Annotated in this window: 22 protein-coding genes; 9 read left to right on the forward strand and 13 right to left on the reverse strand. The window is 62.4% G+C overall.

The annotated features are described in order from the left end of the window. From kdpC to kdpE, 3 genes are all read left to right on the forward strand, one after another. Window positions 1-576, forward strand: coding sequence for a potassium-transporting ATPase subunit KdpC (gene kdpC, locus HV670_RS10020; RefSeq protein ID WP_175104634.1), 576 nt, complete (start codon window positions 1-3; stop codon window positions 574-576). A 132-nt stretch (window positions 577-708) separates the two neighbouring features. Beyond that, a complete protein-coding gene (locus tag HV670_RS10025) occupies window positions 709-3,477 on the forward strand; it encodes a DUF4118 domain-containing protein (protein WP_175104635.1) in 2,769 nt (922 codons plus the stop codon). Between the two features lie 103 nt (window positions 3,478-3,580). Further along, window positions 3,581-4,279 (forward strand): two-component system response regulator KdpE, encoded by a 699-nt coding sequence (gene kdpE, locus HV670_RS10030; RefSeq protein WP_175104636.1) that lies wholly within the window; start codon window positions 3,581-3,583, stop codon window positions 4,277-4,279. Between the two features lie 139 nt (window positions 4,280-4,418). Here the strand turns inward: kdpE and HV670_RS10035 are convergent, their stop codons facing one another. Both HV670_RS10035 and HV670_RS10040 read right to left on the reverse strand, forming a co-directional pair. Beyond that, on the reverse strand, window positions 4,419-5,519 hold the full coding sequence (locus HV670_RS10035) for a fimbrial protein (protein ID WP_175104637.1): 1,101 nt from the start codon (window positions 5,517-5,519) through the stop codon (window positions 4,419-4,421). Between the two features lie 342 nt (window positions 5,520-5,861). Beyond that, on the reverse strand, window positions 5,862-6,983 hold the full coding sequence (locus HV670_RS10040) for a fimbrial protein (protein WP_175104638.1): 1,122 nt from the start codon (window positions 6,981-6,983) through the stop codon (window positions 5,862-5,864). A 232-nt stretch (window positions 6,984-7,215) separates the two neighbouring features. Between HV670_RS10040 and HV670_RS10045 the strand changes: the two genes are divergently transcribed. Next, window positions 7,216-8,958 (forward strand): NYN domain-containing protein, encoded by a 1,743-nt coding sequence (locus HV670_RS10045; RefSeq protein WP_175104639.1) that lies wholly within the window; start codon window positions 7,216-7,218, stop codon window positions 8,956-8,958. A gap of 70 nt (window positions 8,959-9,028) precedes the next feature. On the opposite strand, the gene HV670_RS10050 is transcribed toward HV670_RS10045, so the two are convergent. Next, a complete protein-coding gene (locus HV670_RS10050) occupies window positions 9,029-9,322 on the reverse strand; it encodes a DUF6723 family protein (RefSeq protein ID WP_246257196.1) in 294 nt (97 codons plus the stop codon). Next, window positions 9,312-9,596: a hypothetical protein gene (locus HV670_RS10055; protein WP_175104640.1), complete on the reverse strand. Its 285-nt coding sequence runs from the start codon at window positions 9,594-9,596 to the stop codon at window positions 9,312-9,314. Before HV670_RS10055 ends, HV670_RS10050 begins: the two co-directional genes overlap by 11 nt. Window positions 9,597-10,472: 876 nt before the next feature. Here HV670_RS10055 and HV670_RS10060 point away from each other — a divergent pair. Both HV670_RS10060 and HV670_RS10065 read left to right on the forward strand, forming a co-directional pair. Continuing rightward, window positions 10,473-11,087: a DUF4126 domain-containing protein gene (locus HV670_RS10060; RefSeq protein WP_175104641.1), complete on the forward strand. Its 615-nt coding sequence runs from the start codon at window positions 10,473-10,475 to the stop codon at window positions 11,085-11,087. Next, on the forward strand, window positions 11,084-13,699 hold the full coding sequence (locus tag HV670_RS10065) for an ABC transporter permease (protein WP_425511409.1): 2,616 nt from the start codon (window positions 11,084-11,086) through the stop codon (window positions 13,697-13,699). The genes HV670_RS10060 and HV670_RS10065 overlap by 4 nt, the downstream gene beginning before the upstream one ends. Before the next feature lie 15 nt (window positions 13,700-13,714). Here HV670_RS10065 and HV670_RS10070 read toward each other — a convergent pair whose 3' ends face one another. The 9 genes from HV670_RS10070 to HV670_RS10110 all read right to left on the reverse strand — a co-directional run bounded on the left by HV670_RS10070 (window position 13,715) and on the right by HV670_RS10110 (window position 19,986). Continuing rightward, entirely contained in the window at window positions 13,715-14,299 is a 585-nt protein-coding gene (locus HV670_RS10070) for an LOG family protein (RefSeq protein ID WP_175104797.1), read from the reverse strand. Between the two features lie 146 nt (window positions 14,300-14,445). Continuing rightward, complete coding sequence (locus HV670_RS10075; RefSeq protein WP_175104642.1) at window positions 14,446-15,147, reverse strand: TetR/AcrR family transcriptional regulator; 702 nt, start codon at window positions 15,145-15,147, stop codon at window positions 14,446-14,448. Window positions 15,148-15,199: 52 nt separating this feature from the next. Then, window positions 15,200-15,589 (reverse strand): diacylglycerol kinase, encoded by a 390-nt coding sequence (locus HV670_RS10080; protein ID WP_246257197.1) that lies wholly within the window; start codon window positions 15,587-15,589, stop codon window positions 15,200-15,202. Window positions 15,590-15,610: 21 nt separating this feature from the next. Beyond that, window positions 15,611-16,642, reverse strand: coding sequence for a glycosyltransferase family 4 protein (locus HV670_RS10085; RefSeq protein ID WP_175104644.1), 1,032 nt, complete (start codon window positions 16,640-16,642; stop codon window positions 15,611-15,613). Window positions 16,643-16,665: 23 nt separating this feature from the next. Next, window positions 16,666-17,601 (reverse strand): UDP-2,3-diacylglucosamine diphosphatase, encoded by a 936-nt coding sequence (locus tag HV670_RS10090; protein ID WP_175104645.1) that lies wholly within the window; start codon window positions 17,599-17,601, stop codon window positions 16,666-16,668. A gap of 90 nt (window positions 17,602-17,691) precedes the next feature. Then, window positions 17,692-18,207 carry an RDD family protein gene (locus tag HV670_RS10095; RefSeq protein WP_175104646.1) on the reverse strand — a complete coding sequence of 172 codons (516 nt, stop codon included), beginning with the start codon at window positions 18,205-18,207 and terminating at the stop codon, window positions 17,692-17,694. After that, a complete protein-coding gene (locus HV670_RS10100) occupies window positions 18,204-18,932 on the reverse strand; it encodes a DUF3106 domain-containing protein (RefSeq protein ID WP_175104647.1) in 729 nt (242 codons plus the stop codon). Before HV670_RS10100 ends, HV670_RS10095 begins: the two co-directional genes overlap by 4 nt. Window positions 18,933-18,970: 38 nt before the next feature. Beyond that, entirely contained in the window at window positions 18,971-19,423 is a 453-nt protein-coding gene (locus tag HV670_RS10105) for a DUF3619 family protein (RefSeq protein WP_175104648.1), read from the reverse strand. Then, on the reverse strand, window positions 19,420-19,986 hold the full coding sequence (locus tag HV670_RS10110; RefSeq protein ID WP_175104649.1) for an RNA polymerase sigma factor: 567 nt from the start codon (window positions 19,984-19,986) through the stop codon (window positions 19,420-19,422). The genes HV670_RS10105 and HV670_RS10110 overlap by 4 nt, the downstream gene beginning before the upstream one ends. 368 nt (window positions 19,987-20,354) lie before the next feature. Between HV670_RS10110 and HV670_RS10115 the strand changes: the two genes are divergently transcribed. The 3 genes from HV670_RS10115 to ilvC all read left to right on the forward strand — a co-directional run bounded on the left by HV670_RS10115 (window position 20,355) and on the right by ilvC (window position 23,996). After that, window positions 20,355-22,130: an acetolactate synthase 3 catalytic subunit gene (locus HV670_RS10115; protein ID WP_175104650.1), complete on the forward strand. Its 1,776-nt coding sequence runs from the start codon at window positions 20,355-20,357 to the stop codon at window positions 22,128-22,130. Window positions 22,131-22,398: 268 nt separating this feature from the next. After that, window positions 22,399-22,890 carry an acetolactate synthase small subunit gene (ilvN, locus tag HV670_RS10120; RefSeq protein ID WP_175104651.1) on the forward strand — a complete coding sequence of 164 codons (492 nt, stop codon included), beginning with the start codon at window positions 22,399-22,401 and terminating at the stop codon, window positions 22,888-22,890. A gap of 89 nt (window positions 22,891-22,979) precedes the next feature. Then, window positions 22,980-23,996 (forward strand): ketol-acid reductoisomerase, encoded by a 1,017-nt coding sequence (gene ilvC / locus HV670_RS10125; protein ID WP_175104652.1) that lies wholly within the window; start codon window positions 22,980-22,982, stop codon window positions 23,994-23,996. Window positions 23,997-24,144 lie beyond the last annotated feature (148 nt).

Raw genomic sequence — 24,144 nt, forward strand, 5'->3', positions numbered from 1 at the left:
ATGAAATCCATCGTGCGCCCCATGCTGGCGCTGTTCATTGCCCTGATGGTGCTGACGGGGGTTGCCTACCCCCTGGTCGTCACCGGTATCGCCCAGGCCGTGTTTCCCCACCAGGCCGCAGGCAGCCTGATCAAGCAGGACGGCAAGGTCGTCGGCTCGGAGTTGATCGGCCAGCAGTTCGATGCGCCCCAGTATTTCTGGGGCCGTCTGTCGGCCACCTCGCCGATGCCGTATAACGCGAGCGCGAGCTCGGGTTCGAATCTCGGTCCGACCAACCCCGCGCTGATCGCGAACGTGCAGGGCCGGCTCGACGCTCTCAAGGCCGCTGATGCCTCCAACAAGGTCGCACCTCCGGTCGATCTCGTGACGGCATCGGGCAGCGGTCTTGATCCGGCGATTACGCCCGAAGCCGCCGAGTTCCAGATCGCGCGTGTCGCCAAGGCGCGCAATCTGAAGCCCGACGTCGTGCGCAATCTTGTGACCGAGTTCACGGACGGCCGCCAATTCGGCATACTGGGCGAGCCGCAGGTCAATGTCCTGAAGTTGAACCTCGCACTCGACGGCCTGCATCATTGAGCCAGTAGGGTGCTGAGGAAGACCCCGGAATTCATGTCACAGGCATGAACTTCCGGGCTTTCCATACAGATGAACCGTACGGCGCCGCTGACGCGGCGCCGTGCCATTTCCCAAGCCAGACTAAGAGTTTCGATGAGTCGCCCCGATCCGGATAGCCTGCTCGACAAACTTCAGCGCGATGAGGCGAAAGCCCGGCGCGGCCGCCTCAAAGTGTTTTTCGGGGCATCGGCCGGCGTCGGCAAGACATTCGGCATGTTGCAGGCCGCACGCCGCCTGCACGACGATGGCCTCGACGTGGTCGTCGGCATCGTCGAGACCCACGGCCGTGCCGAGACCGAGGCCCTGCTCGAAGGACTCGAAGTCCTGCCCCTGCAGAAGCTCGACTATCGCGACCGGACCCTCGGCGAGTTCGATCTCGATGCCGCACTCGCACGCAAGCCCCAGCTCCTGCTGGTCGACGAACTCGCCCACTCCAATGTGACCGGCGCGCGCCATGCGAAGCGCTGGCAAGACGTACATGAATTGCTCGATGCGGGCATCGACGTCTTCACGACTGTCAATGTCCAGCATCTCGAGAGCCTGAACGATATCGTCGGCCAGATTACCGGCATCCGCGTCTGGGAGACCGTTCCCGATCGCGTGTTCGATCATGCCGATGACGTCACCCTGGTTGACCTGCCGGCCGACGACCTGCTCGACCGCCTGCGCGAGGGCAAGGTCTATCTGCCCCAGCAGGCAGAGCGGGCGATCAAGAATTTCTTCCGCAAGGGCAACCTGATCGCGCTGCGCGAGCTTGCCCTGCGCCGCACCGCGGATCGTGTCGATGCGCAGATGCGCGAATACCGCGCCGATCGCTCGATCGATCGTGTCTGGCAGACGCGCGAACGGGTGCTTGTCTGTGTCGGGCCGGGACCCGAGTCGAGCGCGCTCGTGCGCGCCGCGGCCCGGCTCGCCAGCAGCCTGCGCGCCGACTGGATTGCCGTCTATGTCGAGACGCCACGACTCCAGCGCCTGCCCGACGCGTTACGCGAACGCACGCTGCGCGCCTTGAAGCTCGCACAGGACCTCGGCGGCGAGACCGCCACGCTCGACGGCGACGATGCGGCCGTCACGCTGGTCGACTATGCGCACCTGCGCAACGTCTCGAAGCTGATCGTCGGGGGCACCCAGGTCGAACGCTTCTGGCATCGGTTGCGGCGCCCGGTCGGCGAGCGCATCGCGAAGATGTCGGGCGACCTCGACGTCACGCGTATCGGGGTCGACGTCCAGCCGCTGCGCGAAGACGTCGCCGCGATGCGGCGTGCGTTGCCCGGCTGGGTGGGCGGCGACGAGCATCATTCGCATCCGCGCAACTATCTCGGCGCCGTCGCGATCTGCGCGGTCATCACCTCGCTCGCCTCGGTGCTCGAGCATCGCTTCGAAGTGACCAATCTCGCGATGCTCTACCTGCTCGGCGTGGTGTTCGCCGCCTTCCGGCTGGGCCGGGGGCCGGGCATCCTGCTGTCGTTCCTCAGCGTCGCTGCTTTCGATTTCTTTTTTATTGCACCGAAGTTGTCGTTTTCGGTGTCGGACACACAATACCTGCTGACCTTCGCGGGCATTCTGATCACCTCGCTCGTGATCAGCCACCTGACTTCGAGCCTGCGCCGCCAGGTGCGGGTCACGTCGCTGCGTGAGCGGCGCAGCAGCGCGATGTACGAGATCGCACGCGAGCTCGCGGCCGCGCTGACCACCGAGCAGATCGTCGAGATCGGCGCACGGCATGTGTCCGAGCTGTTTCGCGCGCATGTAGCGATTCTCCTGCCCGATTCCGACGAGAAGGTCCGGCAGCCGCTCGACGATCCCAATCCGGTGTCGATGTTGTCCAACGCGGCGATCGACATGGATGTCGCGCAATGGGTCTACGACCAGCAGAAACGCGCAGGCCATGGCACCGATACGCTGCCTGCCGGCAATGCGCTCTATTTGCCGCTCAAGGCGCCGATGCGTACCCGCGGCGTGCTCGCGCTCGAAAGCGAGGACTTCGGCACACTCGCCGTGCCCGAGCAGCAGCGCATGCTCGATGCGTTCGCCGCCCAGATCGCGCTGGCGCTCGAACGGGTCCACTATGTCGACATTGCACGCGATGCGCTCGTCGACATGGAATCCGAACGCCTGCGCAACTCCTTGCTCTCGGCCATCTCGCACGATCTGCGCACGCCGCTCACGGCACTGGTCGGCTTTGCGTCGGTCCTTGCCCAGTCGCGCGACCGGCTCGACCCCGCGCAGGCACCGCTGCTCGATGCCATCCATGACGAAGCGCTGCGCATGACCGGCCTCGTCACGAACCTGCTCGACATGGCGCGCCTGCAGGCCGGGCGTGTGCGGCTGAACCGCGACTGGACCATGATCGAGGAGGTCATCGGTGCAGCGCTGCGCAACGCGAGGCACACCCTGGCCACGCATCCGGCCTCGGTGCGCCTGCCGGCCGACCTGCCGCTCGTGCAGATCGACTCCGTGCTGATCGAGCGTGTGTTTGCGAACCTGTTCGAGAATGCCGCCAAGTACACACCGGCCGGCAAGCCGCTCACGATCGGCGCGGCCGTCATCGAGACGAGCGGAAAACCGATGCTACGGGTGCACGTCGACGACGAAGGTCCGGGCCTGCTGCCCGGCACCGAGAATCGAGTCTTCGACAAGTTCACACGCGGTGAGAAGGAGTCCGCGAAGCCCGGCATCGGCTTGGGTCTGGCGATCTGCCGGGCCATCGTCGAGGCGCATGGCGGTACAATCGGCGCGTCCAATCGCCCGCTGCTCGATGCGAGTGGCATGCCCGTCGAGGGTGCCGTCGCGGGCGCGCGGTTCTGGTTCACGCTGCCGATCGATACGCCACCCCCGCCCCCCGAGGACGAGCTCGAATGAATACCCGTCGAGCAGGCGGGAGCGAAGTCAAGGCACGGTGAACGAAGTGCAAGTACGCATTTCGCGGGACGCGACCTGCATATGAAAGGCAAGGATAAGCAGCATGAGTGAACCCGTCGTCAATATCGTCCTGATCGAGGACGACAAGCAGATCCGTCGTTTCGTGCGTACCTCGCTCGAAGCCGAAGGCATGGTCGTGCATGAAGCGGAGACCGGGCGGCAAGGGCTGGTCGATGCGGCGACCCGGCGTCCCGATCTCGTGATCATCGACCTCGGCCTGCCCGACGTCGACGGACTCGATGTGATACGCGACCTGCGCGGTTTCGCCGAAGTGCCGGTCGTCGTGCTGTCGGCGCGCAGCCAGGAAAGCGAGAAGGTCGATGCGCTCAATGCGGGCGCCGACGACTATCTGACCAAGCCGTTCGGTGTGTCAGAGTTGCTTGCGCGTATTCGCGCGCATCTGCGCCGCCGCGACCGCGCGAGCGGCAGCGAGGCGCCGATCGTGCACTTCGGCACGATCGAAGTCGATCTGCCGATGCGGCATGTCCGCCGGGACGGTGAGCTTGTTCATCTCACGCCGCTCGAATATCGCCTGCTTGCGACGCTCGTGCGTCATGCGGGCCGTGTGCTCACGCACCGGCAGTTGCTGCGCGATGTCTGGGGGCCGTCCCATGTCGAGAGCTCGCACTACCTGCGTATCTATATGGCCCATCTTCGCCAGAAACTCGAGCGCGATCCCGCCCAGCCTGAACACATCATCACCGAAACCGGCGTGGGCTACCGGCTCGTCGGGGCGGCTTGAGAACGCTATGATCGCCAAAACGGCCGGCCTGTTTCGCCGCCGTTGGTCGGTCAAGTGATTGGTTTTTGGTTGAAGGGTTGCCCATGGATTCATGCAGGGAAAGCTCAGCCGAGGGCATGCATGGGGCTGTCTGTGTCGATTACTGATACGACATCGTGAAAGTGGCCCGGCCAATGACGCTTCCGCTGCCCAGATTGCTTCCAGTCCGTATGTAGCGGACCTGCAATGGGACTTTCATCGAGCCTCCAGCGGTATAGCCGCCGACCGCCAATTGATTGGGTGTGCCCGCCAGCGGCGAGTCCGGCCCGTAGGCGACCGGTGTTTGACCATTGAGAATCTGCAAGCCGACGCCAGATGCCGACGAGTCGGTAGCCAGGCTCAGTATCGTTGATCGGTTGGCCAGGTTTGACGCATCGGTCAGGGTGACATAGAGAGCAATGCCGCGATCGCAATTGAGGCCGAGGCTGAATGGTGTAGTGCCCGCGGTTGAACCGATAACGGGGAGATCGGACAGTCGGATGGGGAACATGGGAACCTGGACCATCGGAGTGGTGACACTGCAGGAACGCAGGGTGACGACGGTGCCGGGCTTGATGAACTGATTGCGCGAAACCGTTGGGAAACAGCTTCCGGAAAACGTGATATTCATACTCGGTAGGCTTGTGAGCACCCCGGAACCGAGAACGCCGTAGACCACCTCTTCCGCGCGGAGGAGGAACGATCCCGTCAGGGACGATACGGGTTCGAGGCTTTCGGTGAATGGAGCAAGGGTCGCGCCGCCCTGCCAGCCCTTCGATGCATAGAAGCGCACGCCCAGCCCCTCGATATTCGTTTTGAACGTTGTCGGATCGCCAGGAACGGCAGTGCCGTTCACAGTGACGGTTTTCGTTGCTGTGCAATCGATGCCCTGTGCTTTGATGTCAGCAAAGTTCGTGGTTCGTTCGAAGGTGCCGGGTCCGCGATCGCGTGACTGCACGGTGGCTCGCAAGAACGAGAGATCCTCAAGTGCGGTCCCGTTGACGGGAAATTCGATCGAGCCGGCGAGCGCTGTGCCGGGCAACAGCGCCACGGCTATCCAGAGAGACAAAGACCATCGGATCCGCGAGTTTCCTTTCTTGTGCCGAGCGGGCAGGACGGCCTGCGGGGCAGTCGGGCTTTCCTCGAGGCGGCCGCTGCCCGCTATTTTCATCTGAAGGTACTGACAGGCTTGCCACAGAGAGGCGCACAGACTTAGGGTCATCAGGGACTCGATAGGGTTTGATTCATTGCAAAGACGCGTCCGTGTCCAACCCGGACGCCTGGCAAGAAGCGTAGTCCGGAACAGAATCAAACGATGCGGACCGTCGTCTGTCTGACGAAGGCGTCGACTTGCATGCATTGGACGACTGCGTCAGGCGTCTCTCCTTTCGGCCCTTTCCTCGGTTTTTGTCGGAGTCCGCTTGCTTTCCAATAGGAGGATGACGGGCCGCCATACGCAACGAATGCGGTCTTCGCTCATGTATCGACCGACATCGGCAAGCGCGAGCAAGACTTGCAGCGGTATCACCCTCGTGCGTGAGGTGCCCGCAGGGCACCGTTCCGATTACTCATAGGACATCGTGAACGTGGCGCTGCCCTTGACCGTTCCCTCGCTGAGGGTCTCTGCGGTTCGGATGTAGCGCACACTCAAGGGAATATTCATTACCCCGCCAGTTGCGTTGCCTACGTACCATTGATTTTGAGTGCCTGACAGCGCGGAATCCGGACCATACGAAATAAGTGTCTGGCCTCGAAGAATTTGCAAGGCCGCGCCCTTGGCTGTCGAGTCCGAAGAGAGGCTCAGGTTGCTGGAGCGGTTCGATGGGGACGATGCGTCAGTCATGGTCATATAGAGGTCGATCCCGGCAGCACACTCAACCTTGATCCCAAAGGCGGTGTTTCCGGCCGTCGAACCGATATTCGGAAGACTTCTTGCGCCTATTTGGGGTAGAGGAACAATGACTGACGGGGTGGTCACACTGCAAGTGCGTTGTGCAATAGTCGAGCCGGGCTTGATGTATTGCGTCTGGCTCACAGTTGTTATGCAGCTTCCGGAGAAGGTTATCTGCATGCTCGGCAGTGTTGAAAGCGTTCCGCCGCTGACAGGTCCAGTGACAACCAAAGCCGCTCTTGTGTAATCTATTGCGGCACCGTTTCCTCTTTTTGAAATCGTCGTGGATATCGGTGCTTGGACAAAGCGGCCAACCCATCCCTCGGTTATATAAAAACGCACACCGATCCCGGGAACGTTGGTCTGAAAGGTCTTGGGATCCCCCGGAACCGGGGTTCCGTTGACCGTCGCGTTTTTTTCCCAATCGCAAGTGATGTCGCTGATGCGTATACCCAGATTCTGTTCGACAGTCTGAAGAACCGTGCCGATAGCTATATCCGGGGACACGGTTATATTCGAATCAAATGAAAGATCGGGAATTGTCGCAAAGTTCGCTGGATAGGTGACTGTGCCGGCCAGTGACCAACTGGGCGCGAGAGAAAAAATCAGAAGGCCCAAAAGCGTTCGGTAGGCGCGCCGAAATTGCACTGACCAATTTGTCGACTCCGCGCACCAAGTAGATGGTTCTTGTTTAATCATATTAATATGATATTTTTGATGCATTGATATAATAAAGTGATTGTACGGTTTTGCATTGAATGACTTGGCTTCAGAATTGGGTTGGAATAGATTCAATTAAATCTGATGTTCCTATAAGAACAATCCTATGTACGAATCGAATTCGCGCTTTGCGCGAGTCATCGAAATTGGGTGGCTTCAGCTCACTGACAAGACACCGTGAAAGTGCCTTGCCGACTACGTCCCCGACGCCAAGTGTGTCCTTGCTGCTCGCCGGCTCGCGTGTCGGCTATCATGAACGCCATGACCCCGCGGATGCTTCGGGGCCGCCCTACACTGGAAATCCCCGATGGCCACGTCCAACGAAAACGTCAGCATGGCGCTGTTCTGCGACTTCGAGAATGTCGCGCTCGGCGTGCGTGATGCAAAGTACGAAAAGTTCGACATCAAGCCCGTGCTCGAACGCCTGCTGCTCAAGGGCAGCATCGTCGTCAAGAAGGCGTACTGTGACTGGGAGCGTTACAAAGGCTTTAAGGCCTCCATGCACGAGGCGAACTTCGAGCTGATCGAAATCCCCCATGTACGGCGGTCGGGCAAGAACTCGGCGGATATCCGCCTGGTCGTCGATGCGCTCGATCTCTGCTATACGAAGTCGCATGTCGACACCTTCGTCATCATCAGCGGTGATTCGGATTTCTCACCGCTCGTCTCGAAGCTGCGCGAAAACGCGAAACGCGTGATCGGCGTCGGCGTCAAGCAGTCGACCTCGGACCTGCTCGTTGCCAACTGCGACGAGTTCATTTTCTATGACGACCTCGTGCGCGAAAGTCAGCGTCAGGCGGCCAAACGCGACAAGCGCGAGCCGCAACCGGCGCTCGAGCGTTCGTCGGATGAGGTGCGTAGCCGCAAGGACGAACTCGAGGCACGCAAGGTCAAGGCGATCGAAATTGCCGTCGAGACCTTCGATGCATTGGTCTCCGAACAAGGCGACGGTGGAAAGATCTGGGCCTCGGTGCTCAAGGATGCGATCAAGCGCCGCAAACCCGATTTCAGCGAGTCGTACTACGGCTTCCGCGCGTTTGGCAATTTGCTGGAGGAAGCACGTGCGCGTGGCTTGCTCGATGTCGGGCGCGACGAAAAATCGGGAACGTTCGTGTTCCGCGGCCATGAAGGTGTGGTGAGCAGCGAGGTCGCGCCGAGACGTGGCGCTTCGGTGTCGCAGGAGAACGGCGAAACGCAGGGCGAAGCGGCTGGCGACCCCCCGGAAACGCGGGCTGAACCGCGCCGAAAGGGGCGCGGAAGCCGCCGCGGAGGGAAGGCGGGCGACGCGTCGCGCGGCGAAGGCGTCGAACGGCCGGGGGGGCGCGGGCAGCGCCACCCGGATCTGTTCGCGGGCAGCGAGGTGTCGACGCTTCAGCCGAGTGTGCCGCAGGATGGGGGCGAACCGGCATACGAACGCCCGGACGAACGGGGGGATGAGCCGACGTTTGCCTCGACGTCCGAGTCCGCGGCAGGTTCGCCCGCAGGATCCTCTTCGAGGCCTCCGCTTGAATCCCGGCCCTTGCCAGAATCCTCGTCCGGTTTCGAGCCGGAGTTCTCCTCCCGGTCCCCCTCCGGATCGACGGCCGACGCGACCCCAGATCCCTTCTTTGAGCGCCCTTCACGACGGAATCGCGCTGAAGAGAGCGTGCAATCGATCTTCGCGGAAGACCTGGGCAGGTCCGGTAGCGCAGAGGCTTCAGCCGAGCAGGCCGATCAGCCCGAGGCACGCCGCCGGCCGCGCGGTACGCGTAGACCCGCGGCGGCCAAGACGGCCCGATCGAGTGCGCCGGTTCAAACCGGCGATGTCGAAGCGGCCGGCACGTCGAGCCGAGAGGTCGAAGCAAGGGCGGTCAGCGAAACGGTCGCCCCGATGGCTGCGAAACCTGCGTCAGGAAAAGCGAGGGAAGGGAGGGCGGCGAGAAAACGGGGCGAGGCAAAACCGGCTGATATCGCGATACCCGATACGGTGAAGCCTGCTGAAGAGGCGAAAAAACCCGCTGCGCGCCCGCGCCGTCCGCGCAAGCCGGCGGCCACGCCGGCTGAAGGCTGAAAGTCGAGGGCTGTAAGCTGAAGTCTGGAAACTGAGCAATGCCCGGAAAATGAGAGTCGCTCGCCGATGCCTATTCAGGCACGGCGATATCGCCGTCAACCAGTTGCCAGCCGTAAGTTTCCGCATAAAGGCGCGCAGCTTGCGCGTCCTCGAACAAGGGCATATCGGCACAGCCTGTGAACGGGTAGATGACCCGCTTGTCGCTCAGGCGGACGATCTTGAGCGTCGGGATCGTGCCGCTCGAGGTCCGGCGTGACGACACGGCGACGAGATAATTGTCGCGCGGCACCGTGCCGGACGGCATCGGCACGTCCTGGCGCCGTCGGCTGGCGGTCGCGTTCGTCGCGGTGCGATCAGAGATCATCGATGGACTGACCCTCGATTTCTCCATCGATCAGGCGCTCGGCAAAGCGCGCCGACGCAAGGCGTGCCTGGCCGGCTCCCGGGAACGGTACGTCGCCCGACACGCGGAATACGCGGGTGCCGGTGATGGTGTTGTCCGAGCCGCGACGGCAGATCTGCACCGAAGCGTCGAAGCCCGACTCGTAGTTGTGGGAGCCGTCTTCGCGATGAGGGCTGCGCGGGTAGACAAGGGGGTGGATTTCCAGTCCCCGGTACTGCCGGATGGTTTCGATCATGATATGAGTCCAGGTTGTCCATCCCTCGTCGAATTGCGCGGGGTGGAGGCGGCGCCCGAGAGCGGCGCGTGCGCGACGCAACAGTGCGTGGCGGAGGGAAAAAGTTAGGCCCGGTGCGGGCTGGCGCAGAAACGCGAGGGCTTCTTGTCAGGCTTCGCTGTGTCGAAAGTCGACGAGCGCCTGACACGTGCAATGACTAGGGCGGGCAAGGACACAAAGGTCGATAAATCAGTGTAGCACGCACTGTTCCCAGAACCCACGTGTCGAACCCTTACATTTGAATGCGGGGCTTGCGGGGGCTGATGCTTTAGACTGTGCCATCATCGCGGCGAGCCATGGGGTCCGCCGGTGGTGCGTTTCTTTGAGGTCAATATGACGCAATCTCCCGGTTCAACTCGGTTTCACGAAGACAAGCGGTCACAATTGCGTATTGAAGACGAGGCACGCATGGAAAAGCTCCGGCTCGGCTGTGCAAACCTGGATTCGCATGTTGCGAAATGGCGTTACGCGCCCGATCCCGTCAAATCGGTGCGCAAGGACTGACGGATCACTTTCCGATTCGCAACTCGCCCCGCGCCAGCGGGTGGGGCAGGGTGACAACGATGACGAACGCTGGCGAATATCGGCAACGCATGTGGCAATACAAAGGCCCCCGGGATTGCTCCGCGGGCCTTTGGCTTTTTTAAGGCCGACGAGGCACATGCGACCGCGACATTCGAGGCGTTCGCGAAAGATTCGATTCGAATCCACGCGAAAAACGCGAGATGCGGCCGAATGGCACCGCATTTGCATGGATGGTGCGCTGAGCGGTGGTTATAATCGATTGCACGAGCGCGTGTGCCGCGAATAGGTGCGAGGCGTGTGAAGGAGGCGGCAATGCTTTCAGCAATATCTTTGTCGGCCGGCCTGGCCTGGGCCAGCGGCTTACGTTTGTATCTGACGATCGCCTTGGTCGGTGTCTGTGCGGCCATGGGGCTGGTCCATCTGCCTCCCGAGCTTGCCGTGCTCGCGTCCCCCTGGGTCATCGGTGCCGCCGTCGTGCTCGCAGTCATTGAATTTCTCGCCGACAAGATTCCCGCCTTCGATTCGCTCTGGGACGCCATCCATACTTTGATCCGGATTCCCGCCGGTGCCCTGCTCGCCGCCGCGGCGCTCGGCCATGCCGATCCTTCGATGCAGACCCTGGCCGCGCTGGCCGGTGGCACGCTCGCGGGCACGGCACACCTGACCAAGGCCGGTAGCCGGGTGCTGATCAATATGTCGCCGGAACCGCTGTCGAACTGGATCGCCTCGATCGCCGAGGACGTGCTGATGGTCGTCGGCCTGATGCTTGCCCTGTTTCTCCCGCTGGTATTCCTCGTGCTGCTGATCAGCTTCCTGTGTTTCGCAGGCTGGGTGCTGCCGCGCCTCTGGCGAGGCGTACAGGGAGGCTGGCGCGGCATGGCGACGCATATGCTGGGGGTTGAACCGCTCGGGAGCAAGCACGAGTGACCGCAGTCAGCACCAGCACCAGCACCGCCGCACCCCGCCGTCCTTCCGCCTTAGCCGAGATCTTGCGCCAGTCCTTGAGAATGACCGTGCGCGACTGGCGCGCCGGCGAACTCACGATGCTACTGCTCGCCTTGGTCCTCGCGGTTGCCGCATTGACCAGCGTCGGTTTTGTCGGTGACCGTCTGCGCCAGGGGCTCGAGCGCGACGCGCGCAAGATGATCGGCGCGGATCTAGTGGTTCGGGCCGATCATCCGGTCGGCGAGGCGTTCATGGCGCAGGCGCGCGCGCATGGACTGCAAACCGCGACCACCGCGATTTTCCCAAGCATGGTGTCGGCGAACAACGGCTCCGATGCGAGCCGGCTCGCCGCGCTCAAGGCCGTCTCGCCCGGGTATCCGTTGCGCGGCGAGATACGCATCAGGACTGGCGCGGGCGCGGCCGACCAGGCGGCTGCGCGGATTCCCGAGCCGGGTACCGTCTGGGTCGATCCTTCGCTGCTCGATGCGCTTCACCTCAAGATCGGTGACACGCTCAAGCTCGGCGTGCGCAATTTCCAGATCGCGGCGGTCATCACACGCGAACTTGACCGCGGTTTCTCATTTGTCAGTTTCTCGCCTCGCGTGATGCTCGATGCAGCGGATCTGCCGTCGACGCATCTGGTCGGCTATGGCAGCCGGGTCACCTATCGTCTGCTTGTCGCGGGTGCGGATCCCGGGGTCGCGCAGTTCACGCAATGGGCACGGGCACAGGTCGACGGGGGTACGGACAAGAGCAGCGCCGAAAACGACAGGCTGCGTGGCATGTCGATCGAGACGGTCGACGACGGGCAGCCCCAGGTGCGCGATACGCTGAGCCGCGCGCGCCATTTCCTGACGCTCGTGGCCTTGCTGACCGCGCTGCTCGCCGCGGTGGCGATCGCGATGGCCGCTCAACGTTATATGCGCCGCCATCTCGACGGTTGCGCGGTGATGCGCTGTCTTGGCGCGAGCCGTGCGCAGATGCGCGCATGGTTCATCATCGAATTCCTGTTGATCGGCTTCGTTGGGAGCGCGCTCGGTGTGCTGATCGGTTACGGCGGTCATGAGATCCTGCTGCGCTGGCTCGGCCAGTTGATTGACGTCGTGCTTCCCGCGCCCACGCTTTGGCCGGTCGCCGAAGGTATCGCCGCCGGGCTCGTGCTGTTGCTTGGTTTCGCGGTGCCGCCGCTGCTGCCGCTCACGCAGGTGCCGCCCGCACTCGTGCTCCGGCGCGAACTGGGCGATGCCGCGCGCATCGCCTGGCTTGCCTATACGGTGGGTGTCGCGCTGTTCGCGAGTCTGCTGATCATCGCAGCGGGCGAGTGGAAGCTCGGCGGGATTGTTGCAGGAGGCTTTGCCGGTGGCCTGTTGGTATTCGGGGTGATCTCGCGTCTTGTGTTGCACGGCCTCTCGCGCGCAGCGCGTGGGGGCAGGGCCACGCGTGCATTCTCGGGGCTCGGCTGGCGCTATGCGCTGGCTTCTCTCGAACGGCGCGGCGTGGCGAGCGCGCTGCAGATCACCGCGCTCGGTATCGGCTTGATGTGCCTGCTGCTGCTCGGGATGACGCGCAACGACCTGATCGACGGCTGGCGCAAATCAACGCCGCCCGACGCGCCCAACCAGTTCGTCATCGATATCCAGCCCGACCAGCGCGCCGGCGTGCTCGATCTCATGAAGCAGCAGGGCTATCCCGATCTCACGCTTGCGCCGATGGTGCGTGGCCGGCTGGTCGCGATCGCGGGCCGCAAGGTGAATCCCGACGATTACAAGGACAACGAGACCCGGCGCCTCGTCGATCGCGAGTTCAATCTTTCCTATACGACCGAGCTTGCGCCGGACAACCGCGTGGTGTCCGGCAAATGGTTCGGCGACGATCGTGCGCCGCAGATCTCGCTTGAGCAGGGGATGGCCAAGCGCCTGCATATCAAGGTCGGCGACCAGATGCGTTTCGACGTGGCAGGCCAGCAGATCGATGCCCCTGTGACCAGCATCCGCACACTCGACTGGGGCACGTTCCGCGTGAATTTCTTCGCGGTGCTGCCACCCACCGCGCTCGCCGATTTTCCGGCGACCTTCATCACGGCATTCCGCCTGCCACCCGGGGAAGCAGGGCAGGCCACCGTTGATGCGCTGGTGCACCGGTATCCGAACCTGACCGTCATCGATACCGGGCAGATCATCGCGCAGATGCAGCGGATTCTCGACCAGGTCATCAGTGCCGTGCAGTTCCTGTTCGTATTTACGCTCGCGGCCGGGATACTCGTGCTCTACGCGGCGCTCGCGGGCACGCGCGACGAGCGCACACGCGAGGCCGCGCTGCTGCGCGCGCTCGGCGCCTCGCAGGCACAGATTCGCGCCGTGCAGGTGACCGAATTCGTCGTGGTCGGCGGCCTCGCCGGCCTGCTCGCGGCGCTCGGTGCACAAACGATCGGCTGGGTGCTCGCCGACCGCGTGTTCCAGTTCCACCTCGCGCTCAGCGCGTGGCTGCCATTCGTGGGACTCGCGGCGGGCATCGTCTGCGCGACGGCGGGCGGATGGTTCGGTCTGCGGCAGGTGCTCAAGCGGCCCGCGCTCCAGTCACTGCGGGACGCCTGATCAAGACCCGCGTGATCAGACCTCGTCGCGATGTTCGGCCCACTTGTCACGGGAGGGCGGCGAATAGCGCTGGAGCTTGTCGAGCAGTACCGGGGTCGAGTCGGCGAACTGCAACAGGTCCGCAAACTCACGCCGCATGAAGCCGGCGCTAACCGTGTGGTCGAGCATCGCCTTCAAGGGGGCGAAGTACTGCGCGACATTGAGCACGCCAACCGGCTTGTGATGATAGCCGAGCTGCGCCCATGTATAGACTTCGAACAGTTCTTCGTAGGTACCGACGCCGCCGGGCAGCGCGACGAACGCATCCGAGAGATCGGCCATCATCTTCTTGCGCTCGTGCATGTCCTTGACGACATGGAGTTCCGTCAGGCTGGTGTGACCGACTTCCTTCGACAGCAGCAGTTCGGGAATCACGCCGATCGCTGTGCCGCCGGCCGCCAACACCTCGTCTGCGACAATGCCCATCAGGCCGACCCTGCCGCCGCCGTAGACCAGCGTCAGTCCGGCCCCGGCGAGCGCGCGCCCGAAACCGCGCGCCGCTTCGGCATAAGCCGGCTGCGCACCCGGCGAAGAACCGCAATAAACACAGACCGAACGAATCATCGAGCCCTCTCTATCGGTTGATCAAGCGCTCATGATGCCGCAGTTCGCCCGGTTCGGGCTGTTCCACTTGCTTCGCCCTGTTCCCCTGTTCCCCTGTTCTTCCACCGATCTACATCGCCCTTCAATTGCACTTTCACCGCGCTTCAGCTGACTTCCTTCGGCGTACGGTAATCGTGAAACTCGCGGCGTGGCAGCTTGCCTGAGACGAGGTCATCGAACAGCCGACGCGAGCGGCCGCGCAGATACGGCGCCATCAGCGACAGGATTTGCACGCTGACCTGATGCAGCTCGGCCTGGATCGCATCCTGGTCGTTGTATTTGCGCGGGTTCATGACGAACTGGTACGACAGCCAATATGTCGCGATCACCCCGATATTGGTCGCGATGACCTTGATCTCTTCGGGTGTCGCGACCATTTCGTCGTCGGCCACGAGGATCTCGCACATATCCTGTGCGAAGCGGACCTTGTGTCCGATGATCTGCTTGAAGTGGGTTTCGAGGGTCCGGTTGCGCGCGAGCAGGTCGTTGAGGTCGCGGTACAGGAACCGGTAGGTCCAGGTGAAGTCGGCCATGTACTGCAGATAGGCCCAGACTTCGTCGATGGTCGGCTTGTGGTCTTCGGGAAACCGCAGGCGCCGTTCGATCTCCAGCTCGAACTGAGCGAAGATGCTGTTGATGATGTCGTCTTTGTTGCGGAAATGGTAGTACAGGTTGCCCGGACTGATGTCCATTTCCTCGGCGATTGTCGTGGTCGTCACGTTGGGCTCGCCGATCTGGTTGAAGAGCTTCAACGACAATTCGAGAATACGCTCCCGGGTGCGACGAGGTGGTTTCGCTTCCGCCATGTTTACGGCCCCTGCAGAATATACCCGGGCCATTATAAACCGATCGTTCGATTTACTTGAACCAATGAAGCACGACCGGCCCCGCCAGCAACACCCAGGTCAGCAGGCACAGCAGCAGGGCGACCATGACCGCCGCACTGCCGAAGTCCTTCGCGCGCTTGGAGAGCTCGTGGAGATCGAGCGAAATGCGGTCGATCGCGGCCTCGACGCTCGAATTCAGCAGTTCGATGATCAGCACGAGCAGCACCGAGCCGATCAGAAGCACATGCTCGACGGCCGTGACCGGGATCACGATGCCGCAGGGCACGAGGATCGCCGCGAACGTGAGCTCCTGGCGAAATGCGCTTTCCTCGCGCCAGGCATCGCGGAACCCGTTGATCGAGTTCTTTAGAGCATGCCAGGCACGCGTAAAGCCGCGATTGCCTTTGTAGGGATTCTTCAAGGGTGGCGCGTTATTGGACATTCAGACGGCCACATTCTCGCTTGTGGCCGCGACGTGCGGCAAGGGGCGCAGATGCGAGGCGAACTGTTCCGAAGCGGCGCGCCACGAAAACCGTTCAGCCCATGCACGTGCGTCGGCGCGATCGATCTTCAGTGCGTCGAGGCAGGCCTCACGCAGGTCTTCGTTCATGGCACCGGCCGGGCCGTCGCCAAGCACGTCGATCGGGCCCGTGACCGGAAAGGCGGCCACCGGCAGGCCGCAGGCGAGGGCCTCGAGCAGCACGAGGCCGAATGTGTCGGTGCGGCTCGGAAACACGAACACGTCCGCTGCCGCGTAGACCTTTGCAAGTTCGGGCTGTGACAGCACACCGAGATAGTTGACCTCAGGGTAACGTGACTTGAGCTCGGCGAGTTGCGGACCTTCGCCGCAGACCCATTTCGAGCCGGGCAGGTCGAGTTTCAGGAAAGCCTCGACATTCTTCTCGACGGCGACCCGGCCGACATACAGGAAGATCGGTCGGGCCGTATTCAGCACCTTCGATTCCTGTGGATGGAAGATGTCGAGGTCGACGCCGCGCGACCAAAGCACGACATTGTCGAAGCCGAACTTCTCGAGGTCCTGCTTGACCACTGGCGTCGGTGCCATCACAGCCTGCGAGCGGCCGTGGAACCAGTGCAGGAAGCGATACGTCCAGGTGAGCGGCATGCCGAAACGCGCTTGCACATACTCGGGAAAGCGCGTGTGGTAGGCACTCGTGAACGGCAACTGGTGGCGCTTCGCATAGCCGCGGGCGGCCATGCCGAGTGGCCCTTCGGTCGCGATGTGCAGCGCGTCCGGCCTGAAGGCCGCGATGCGTGTGGCGACCTTGCCGCCCGGGAACAGCGACAGACGGATCTCCGGGTACGTCGGGCAGGGGAGGGTCGTGAAGTCGAGTGGCGTCAGCAGTTCGACCTGATGACCAAGCGCCGTGAGCTCGCGCGACGTGTTCTTCAACGTACGTACGACACCATTGACCTGAGGCTCCCACGCATCCGTAACGATCATGATCTTCATCGCGGCTCCTGGATTGTTGTCGGTCATGCGGCAACCCGCGCGGGCGCGCGGCTCAGCGTTGTTCCTTCGGGGGAACGGAGCACGGTCCAGTAGATGACCTTGAGCTCGCCTTCGAATGTTTCGACGAGTGCCGACAGGCTTTCGACCCAGTCGCCATCATTGCAGTAGAGCACGCCGTCGATCTCGCGGATCTCGGCCTTGTGGATGTGGCCACAGACCACGCCGTCGCAGCCGCGCCGGCGCGCTTCGTCGGTCATGACCTTCTCGAACTGCGAGATGAAATTGACCGCATTCTTGACCTGATGCTTGAGGTACTGCGAGAGCGACCAGTACTGGAAGCCGAGGCGCGCACGGATCCGGTTGAACCACCGGTTCAGGAGCAGGATCAGCGTGTAAAGCGAGTCGCCGACATAGGCGAGCCATTTCGCGTGCTGGATCACGCCGTCGAACAGGTCGCCATGAACCACCCATAGCCGCTTGCCCGCGAGCGTCGTGTGGAAGGCCTCCTCGCGAATCTGAATATCACCGAACGCGTGATCGCAAAACTGGCGCGCCGATTCGTCGTGATTGCCCGGAATATAGAAGACCTGCGTACCCTTGCGTGCCTTGCGCAGCACTTTCTGCACGACGTCGTTGTGTGCCTGCGGCCAGAACCAGCCCTTCTTGAGCTGCCAGCCGTCGATGATGTCGCCGACCAGATACAGGTACTCGGAATCGTTATGGCGCAGGAAGTCGAGCAGATAGGGTGCCTGGCAACCGCTCGTGCCCAGATGGACATCCGATAGCCAGATGGTGCGGTAGCGGTGCTGGGGTTCGTCGTCGGGGAGGAAGGCGGAGGAAGGCGGGGAGGTCGGGTCGTCGCGCAGCGCTTGCGGGGTAGGCGGGCCGCCGGTGAATGAGGGGGCATCCATGACGGTCTGACGGAACAGCGGAGGCAGGGACGTCGTCTTGGGTTTCATGGCGGCGCGGGTCGGATGCGATAGCCGCATTTCGCCAGCCGAACGTGACCATACGATGACAGTAACAAGATCTTCTTATTACTGCCCGGTCTAGCGTTCCGCCAGCGGGACTAGACGCGTGCCGGCAAGGCGGTCGTGGATGAACTGCCGGTCGGTGTCGAGCGCGGTGGCCGCCGCCCAGGCGGCGATCCAGACGACGAGCAAGGCAAGCGTCAACGGCACGTTGAGTCCGAGCAGCGGGTGCATCGCGAGCGGCGGAAGCCACCAGAGCCAGGCGAGCACATAGCGTGCGACGGCCCGAGCGACCGAGACAGGCCGCAACTGTGCGTCGACCAGCCGGAGTCGCCAGGTCTTCATCGGCAGGGTCTGTCCGCCGTGTGTCCAGAACCAGACGAAATAGATGCCGACGACGAGTCCGAGCCAACCCATCAGCCAGAGGTGGTGGGTCAACCCGTTGCGTTGCTGGGTCAGCGTGCTGAACAAATAGGCTGCAATGAAGACGACACCGAACAACAGCACTGCCTCATAGACCATGCAGAGCAGGCGCCGACGCAACGCCGGTGCCTGGCTGCCCGAATTCGCCGGCGATACCCCGGCGGTGCTCATGGATGGCGGTCCTCGAAATACCACGGCGTCGAAGCCGGCTGCGTGAGCAGAGGCGTTGACGCGGGTTCGGGTGCAGAGGCGGGCACCGATGCGGGCGCGGGTGGCGCGAGAGGCACCGGCTGGGAGGCTGCCGCAGGCAGTTCCTCGGCGAGCGTCTCGGCGTGCAGCGCGTGGTTGAGGTTCTTGAGTTCGGGCGTGCCGGTCGGCGGCGCGGTGACGACGGTCGGCCGGTGGTTGCGTTTCTCGGCTGCGGCGAGCGTCTTCTTCTGGTCTTCGGGAAGCCGCTGGTAGGCGTTCCACGCGTTTTCACGCTGCTGGACCGGTACCTGCTTCGAAAGCTGATAGTTCTCGCGCGCGGTGCGACGCTGCTCGGGTGTCATGCTCAGCCATTCGTGCATGCGGCCGTGCAGCCGTTTCTGCGCATCGGGGGACATCTTCTTATAACGCGATGCGATCTTGATCCAGCGGCGCTTGCGATCGTCGTCGAACTTGTCCCAGTCGTGCGCGAATGGCGCGAGCGCCTCATGCTGGTCGGCGCTCAGGCGAGCCCACGAGAGCGGGCCGCTCGCCTCGGGAGCGGAGGCGACGAGCGGCAGTTTCACACTGGGATGTTCGGCAACGGGATCGACCGGACGCACGTGAAAACGCGGCCAGGTAGCGGCGACCGAGACCAGCACGGCAATCGCCGACAGTGAAAAGACCGCGAGCCCCCGTTTGTTCCGCACCGCATGTCCCGGTTATGTATGACGTCGACGATCGACGCTTATCGCGAATGAGAAAGGTAGGCGCGGAAGCCGTGGTCGAGGTAGGCCGACAGCGGCAGGTCCTCGCTGAGCATCGCTGCGTCGATATCGGCATTTTCGTCGATGCGGCGCTGATCTTCCCAGGACGCGACACCGATCAGTACCACCACGAGCGCGGCGAGCGGGAGCAGGACAGACAGGCCCTGCAGCGGCCTGCGGCCCGAGGGCCGGCGCGCTTGCTGCGATGCCGCATTCAATGCATCCGTCGGGCCGAACATTCCGTGGCCGTCGGCAAACGCCGGCACCAGCTGAGGCGCCCGTGCCGGTTCGGGTTTGCGGCGCGCGAGCGCGGCGGCACGCGCGGCGGCCAGGCGGTCGAGCGTCGGCGTCGGCAGCTCGGCGACGCTTTCGTCGAGCGCACGGCGCACCGCGAGCGCGAATTCAATTTCCCTCGTTTCGAGAGTGGAGCTCATAACGTGATTCCTTTTGCCTTGAGAGCCTGTGCCAGCGCATGGGTGGCCCGTGAGCAGTGTGTCTTGACACTGCCTTCGGAGCACCCCATCGCGGCGGCGGTCTCGGCTACATCCATATCCTCCCAGTAACGCATCAGAAACGCCTCGCGTTGACGTGTCGGAAGCTTCTGGATCTCGCCGTCGATGATCTGCAGCACCTGCTTGCGTTCCACTTCGCTTTCGCTGCTATGCCGGTCGATAGACCCTTCATGCGTCGCAAGGGTTTCAAGCGGATCGAAATCGTCATCTTCACTATTATTACCGAACGACGAAAAAAGACTGATCCACGTGTTGCGGACCTTCTGGCGCCGGAAATGGTCGTGCTGGCAATTCTGGAGGATGCGCTGAAACAGCATCGGCAATTCGGCGGCCGGCTTGTCGCCATACTTCTCGGCGAGCTTGATCATCGCATCCTGCACGATATCGAGTGCGGCATCGTCGTCGCGCACCGCAAACGCGGTGTGCTTGAATGCCCTGCGTTCGACGCTCGCCAGAAAGTCGGCCAGTTCCTTGTCTGATGCCATCCGGGATAGGGCGACCGTGCAGTCTGCCCGGAAATCGTCCGTAATTTGAGTGGGTAAAAACCCGCGAATGCTAGCAAAAAAAGCGCGTCAATTGGGGGTTGGGGCGTAATTTGATTGTGAAAATCGCGCAAGACGTTCATTGGATCACTTTGGTCGGGCGCGACAGCGTGGCGGTCTGTTCCGTTTTTTGCTTGACTTGGCGGCGCAGACGCAGGTAGTCTCCTTGGTTCGAAACAAAACGTACCTGTCTTACAGAGGTGAGCTTACGAGGCTCGCCTGCCCGTTGGACGCGCAGCTTGATCCCGTGCCACAAGCGCGTGGGGAGAGCACCCGATCAATTTTTTGCCGAAAATTTGAAAGGTGAATGAATGAATATGCCCAGCGCGGAATTCTCCACGTCGGAAAGCCTTCCCCTCGACCCCAGCGAACACGCGGGTGACTCGATTGGCGGAACCGTCCTGATGAAGTCCCTTGCCGAAGAGCAGGTCGAATTCATCTGGGGCTATCCCGGCGGCTCGGTCCTTTACATTTACGACGAGCTTTACAAGCAGGACAAGATCCAGCACATCCTGGTGCGTCACGAGCAAGCAGCCGTGCATGCGGCCGACGCCTATGCGCGTTCGACCGGCAAGGTCGGCGTCTGCCTCGTGACCTCCGGCCCTGGCGTGACCAATGCGGTCACCGGGATCGCCACCGCCTACATGGACTCGATTCCGCTGGTCATCATCAGCGGTCAGGTCCCGACCGCGGCGATCGGCCAGGATGCGTTCCAGGAATGCGATACGGTCGGGATCACCCGGCCTTGCGTGAAGCACAACTTTCTCGTCAAGGACGTCCGCGATCTTGCGGCGACGGTCAAGAAGGCGTTCTATATCGCGCGCACGGGCCGTCCGGGTCCGGTATTGATCGACATTCCGAAAGACGTGTCGAAGACGCCCTGCAAGTTCGAGTACCCGAAAACGGTCGCGCTGCGTTCATACAGCCCGATCACGAAGGGCCACTCGGGCCAGATCCGCAAGGCGATCGGCATGCTGATGCAGGCCAAGCGACCCTATATCTATACGGGCGGCGGCATCATCCTCGCCGATGCGGCGCGCGAACTGAACCAGTTCGCCGACCTGCTCGGCTTCCCGGTCACGAGCACCTTGATGGGCCTCGGCGGCTATCGCGCGAGCGACAAGAAATTCCTTGGCATGCTCGGCATGCATGGCACGTACGAAGCCAATATGGCGATGCAGAACTCCGACGTTCTGATCGCGATCGGCGCGCGTTTCGACGACCGTGTGATCGGCAACCCCGCGCACTTCGCGTCCTCGCCGCGCAAGATCATCCACATCGATATCGATCCCTCGTCGATTTCCAAGCGCGTGAAGGTCGACATTCCGATCGTCGGCGATGTCAAGGAAGTGCTCAAGGAAATGATCGAACAATTGCAGACCGCGCCGCACGGCCCGGACCGCAAGGCCCTCGCCGACTGGTGGGAGCAGATCGAGAAGTGGCGTTCGATCGACTGCCTGAAGTTCGACCGTTCGACCGAAGTGATCAAGCCGCAATACGTCGTCGAAAAGCTCCACGAGCTCACGGGCGGCAACGCCTATGTCTGTTCGGACGTCGGCCAGCATCAGATGTGGGCGGCCCAGTACTATCCGTTCGACAAGCCGCGTCGCTGGATCAACTCGGGCGGTCTCGGCACGATGGGCTTCGGCCTGCCGGCGGCGATGGGGGTCAAGATGGCGCACCCCGACGACGAGGTGGTCTGCATCACGGGCGAAGGCTCAATCCAGATGTGCATCCAGGAATTGTCGACGTGCAAGCAGTATCAGACGCCGATCAAGATCATTTCGCTCAACAACCGCTATCTGGGCATGGTTCGCCAGTGGCAGCAGCTCGAGTACAACAAGCGCTATTCGCACTCTTATATGGATGCGCTGCCCGATTTCGTGAAGCTCGCCGAGGCCTACGGGCACGTCGGCATGCGTATCGAGAAGACGGCCGATGTCGAGCCTGCTTTGCGCGAAGCTCTGAGGCTCAAGGACCGCACGGTGTTCCTCGATTTTCAGACCGACCCCACCGAGAATGTCTGGCCGATGGTTCAGGCGGGCAAGGGCATCTCAGAGATGCTGCTCGGCTCGGAGGATCTATAGGCGTTCGCTGATCTTTGTCGCGCGGCCGTCGCCGCGTGTCCGCCGAAGCTGGCGGGTACGCGGGCAGCAGATGCTGGCGTTTTCGCGCGACTTCCCCGGGGTGTGCATCCAGGCTTGCGTTTCCAGTACGTCAATGCGCCGCGTGAGGGCGCGACGTACGTGCGCCGCACTCACAACGTGCGGGTCTGCGCGCAGGAAGGGTTGCACATGACCGGACAGCGGGCATGTCCCGGTTAATGGAACATCAAGAACGAATCAAGCGCACATCATGAGACATATTATTTCCGTGCTGCTGGAAAACGAACCCGGCGCGTTATCGCGTGTCGTGGGCCTCTTTTCCGCGCGTGGCTACAACATCGAGTCGCTGACGGTCGCACCGACTGAAGACCGTTCACTGTCACGGATGACGATCGTTTCGATCGGCTCGGACGACGTGATCGAACAGATTACGAAGCATTTGAACCGCCTGATCGAGGTGGTCAAGGTGGTCGACCTGACCGAGGGCGCCCACACCGAACGCGAGCTGATGCTGATCAAGGTGAGAGCCGTCGGCAAGGAACGCGAGGAAATGAAGCGGATGGCGGACATCTTCCGCGGCCGCATCATCGACGTGACTGAAAAATCCTACACGATCGAACTGACTGGCGACGCCGGCAAGCTCGATGCATTCATCGAAGGTCTCGATTCGACCGCCATTCTCGAAACCGTTCGCACCGGAAGCTCGGGCATCGGCCGCGGCGAGCGGATCCTGAAGGTTTAAGCGCCGGCTCGGCGGCCTGGGCGCTCGCAATATCGGCATCCCGCGCGGCTGGCGGCATCTCTTTTTTGAAATTAGCAAAGGACATCATCATGAAGGTTTACTACGATAAAGACGCCGACCTCTCGCTGGTCAAGGGCAAGCAGGTCACGATCATCGGTTATGGCTCGCAAGGCCATGCGCACGCGCAGAACCTCAAGGACAGCGGCGTCAACGTGACGGTCGGCCTGCGCAAGGGCGGCGCGTCGTGGAGCAAGGCCGTAGGCGCGGGCCTGACGGTCAAGGAAGTGGGTGAGTCCGTCAAGAACGCCGACATCGTCATGATGTTGTTGCCCGACGAGCAGATCGCCGAGGTTTACAACAAGGAAGTGGCCGCCAACATCAAGAACGGCGCCGCGCTCGCATTCGCGCACGGCTTCAACGTTCACTACGGCCAGGTCATCCCGCGCAGCGATCTCGACGTCATCATGATCGCGCCGAAGGCGCCGGGCCACACGGTCCGCTCGACGTACGCGCAAGGTGGCGGCGTGCCGCACCTGATCGCCGTGCACCAGGACAAGTCGGGCGCCGCGCGCGACGTCGCGCTGTCGTATGCAGCTGCGAACGGCGGTGGCCGTGCCGGGATCATCGAAACGAATTTCCGCGAAGAAACCGAGACCGATCTGTTCGGTGAACAGGCCGTGCTGTGCGGCGGTACCGTCGAGCTGATCAAGGCTGGCTTCGAAACGCTGGTCGAAGCCGGCTATGCGCCGGAAATGGCTTATTTCGAATGCCTGCACGAACTCAAGCTGATCGTCGACCTGATCTATGAAGGCGGCATCGCCAACATGAATTACTCGATCTCGAACAACGCGGAATACGGCGAATACGTGACCGGCCCGCGCGTGGTCACCGAAGAGACGAAAAAGGTCATGAAGGCGGTCCTCAAGGACATTCAGACCGGCGAATACGCAAAGAGCTTCATCATCGAGAACCGCGCCGGCGCGCCGACGCTGCAATCGCGCCGCCGCCTGACCGCTGAACACCAGATCGAGGAAGTGGGCGGCAAGCTGCGCGCGATGATGCCGTGGATCGCCAAGAACAAGCTCGTCGACCAGTCGAAGAACTAAAAAGCTGGGCAGAACCGGGTGCGTCGAGGCCCGGCTCCGCTCGCGGACTTGGCGAGCGCGGCGCATGGATTGCCGCGTGAAGTCGAAGCCCGCAGAACATTTGGCCGCCCGGATGCGCTGAGCAACGGGCGGCTTTTGCTATCCTAGC

The organism is Pararobbsia alpina, from assembly GCF_902859895.1.
GTDB lineage: Bacteria > Pseudomonadota > Gammaproteobacteria > Burkholderiales > Burkholderiaceae > Pararobbsia > Pararobbsia alpina.

Excerpts from the sequence above, each read along its gene's own strand:
- HV670_RS10060 (WP_175104641.1), top strand. The coding sequence starts at position 10,473 with ATGCTTTCAGCAATATCTTTGTCGGCCGGCCTGGCCTGGGCCAGCGGC.
- HV670_RS10090 (WP_175104645.1), bottom strand. The coding sequence starts at position 17,601 with ATGAAACCCAAGACGACGTCCCTGCCTCCGCTGTTCCGTCAGACCGTC.
- HV670_RS10045 (WP_175104639.1), top strand. The coding sequence starts at position 7,216 with ATGGCCACGTCCAACGAAAACGTCAGCATGGCGCTGTTCTGCGACTTC.
- kdpE (WP_175104636.1), top strand. The coding sequence starts at position 3,581 with ATGAGTGAACCCGTCGTCAATATCGTCCTGATCGAGGACGACAAGCAG.
- ilvN (WP_175104651.1), top strand. The coding sequence starts at position 22,399 with ATGAGACATATTATTTCCGTGCTGCTGGAAAACGAACCCGGCGCGTTA.
- ilvC (WP_175104652.1), top strand. The coding sequence starts at position 22,980 with ATGAAGGTTTACTACGATAAAGACGCCGACCTCTCGCTGGTCAAGGGC.
- kdpC (WP_175104634.1), top strand. The coding sequence starts at position 1 with ATGAAATCCATCGTGCGCCCCATGCTGGCGCTGTTCATTGCCCTGATG.
- HV670_RS10105 (WP_175104648.1), bottom strand. The coding sequence starts at position 19,423 with ATGAGCTCCACTCTCGAAACGAGGGAAATTGAATTCGCGCTCGCGGTG.
- HV670_RS10110 (WP_175104649.1), bottom strand. The coding sequence starts at position 19,986 with ATGGCATCAGACAAGGAACTGGCCGACTTTCTGGCGAGCGTCGAACGC.
- HV670_RS10115 (WP_175104650.1), top strand. The coding sequence starts at position 20,355 with ATGAATATGCCCAGCGCGGAATTCTCCACGTCGGAAAGCCTTCCCCTC.
- HV670_RS10095 (WP_175104646.1), bottom strand. The coding sequence starts at position 18,207 with ATGAGCACCGCCGGGGTATCGCCGGCGAATTCGGGCAGCCAGGCACCG.
- HV670_RS10055 (WP_175104640.1), bottom strand. The coding sequence starts at position 9,596 with ATGATCGAAACCATCCGGCAGTACCGGGGACTGGAAATCCACCCCCTT.
- HV670_RS10050 (WP_246257196.1), bottom strand. The coding sequence starts at position 9,322 with ATGATCTCTGATCGCACCGCGACGAACGCGACCGCCAGCCGACGGCGC.
- HV670_RS10025 (WP_175104635.1), top strand. The coding sequence starts at position 709 with ATGAGTCGCCCCGATCCGGATAGCCTGCTCGACAAACTTCAGCGCGAT.
- HV670_RS10035 (WP_175104637.1), bottom strand. The coding sequence starts at position 5,519 with ATGACCCTAAGTCTGTGCGCCTCTCTGTGGCAAGCCTGTCAGTACCTT.
- HV670_RS10075 (WP_175104642.1), bottom strand. The coding sequence starts at position 15,147 with ATGGCGGAAGCGAAACCACCTCGTCGCACCCGGGAGCGTATTCTCGAA.
- HV670_RS10085 (WP_175104644.1), bottom strand. The coding sequence starts at position 16,642 with ATGAAGATCATGATCGTTACGGATGCGTGGGAGCCTCAGGTCAATGGT.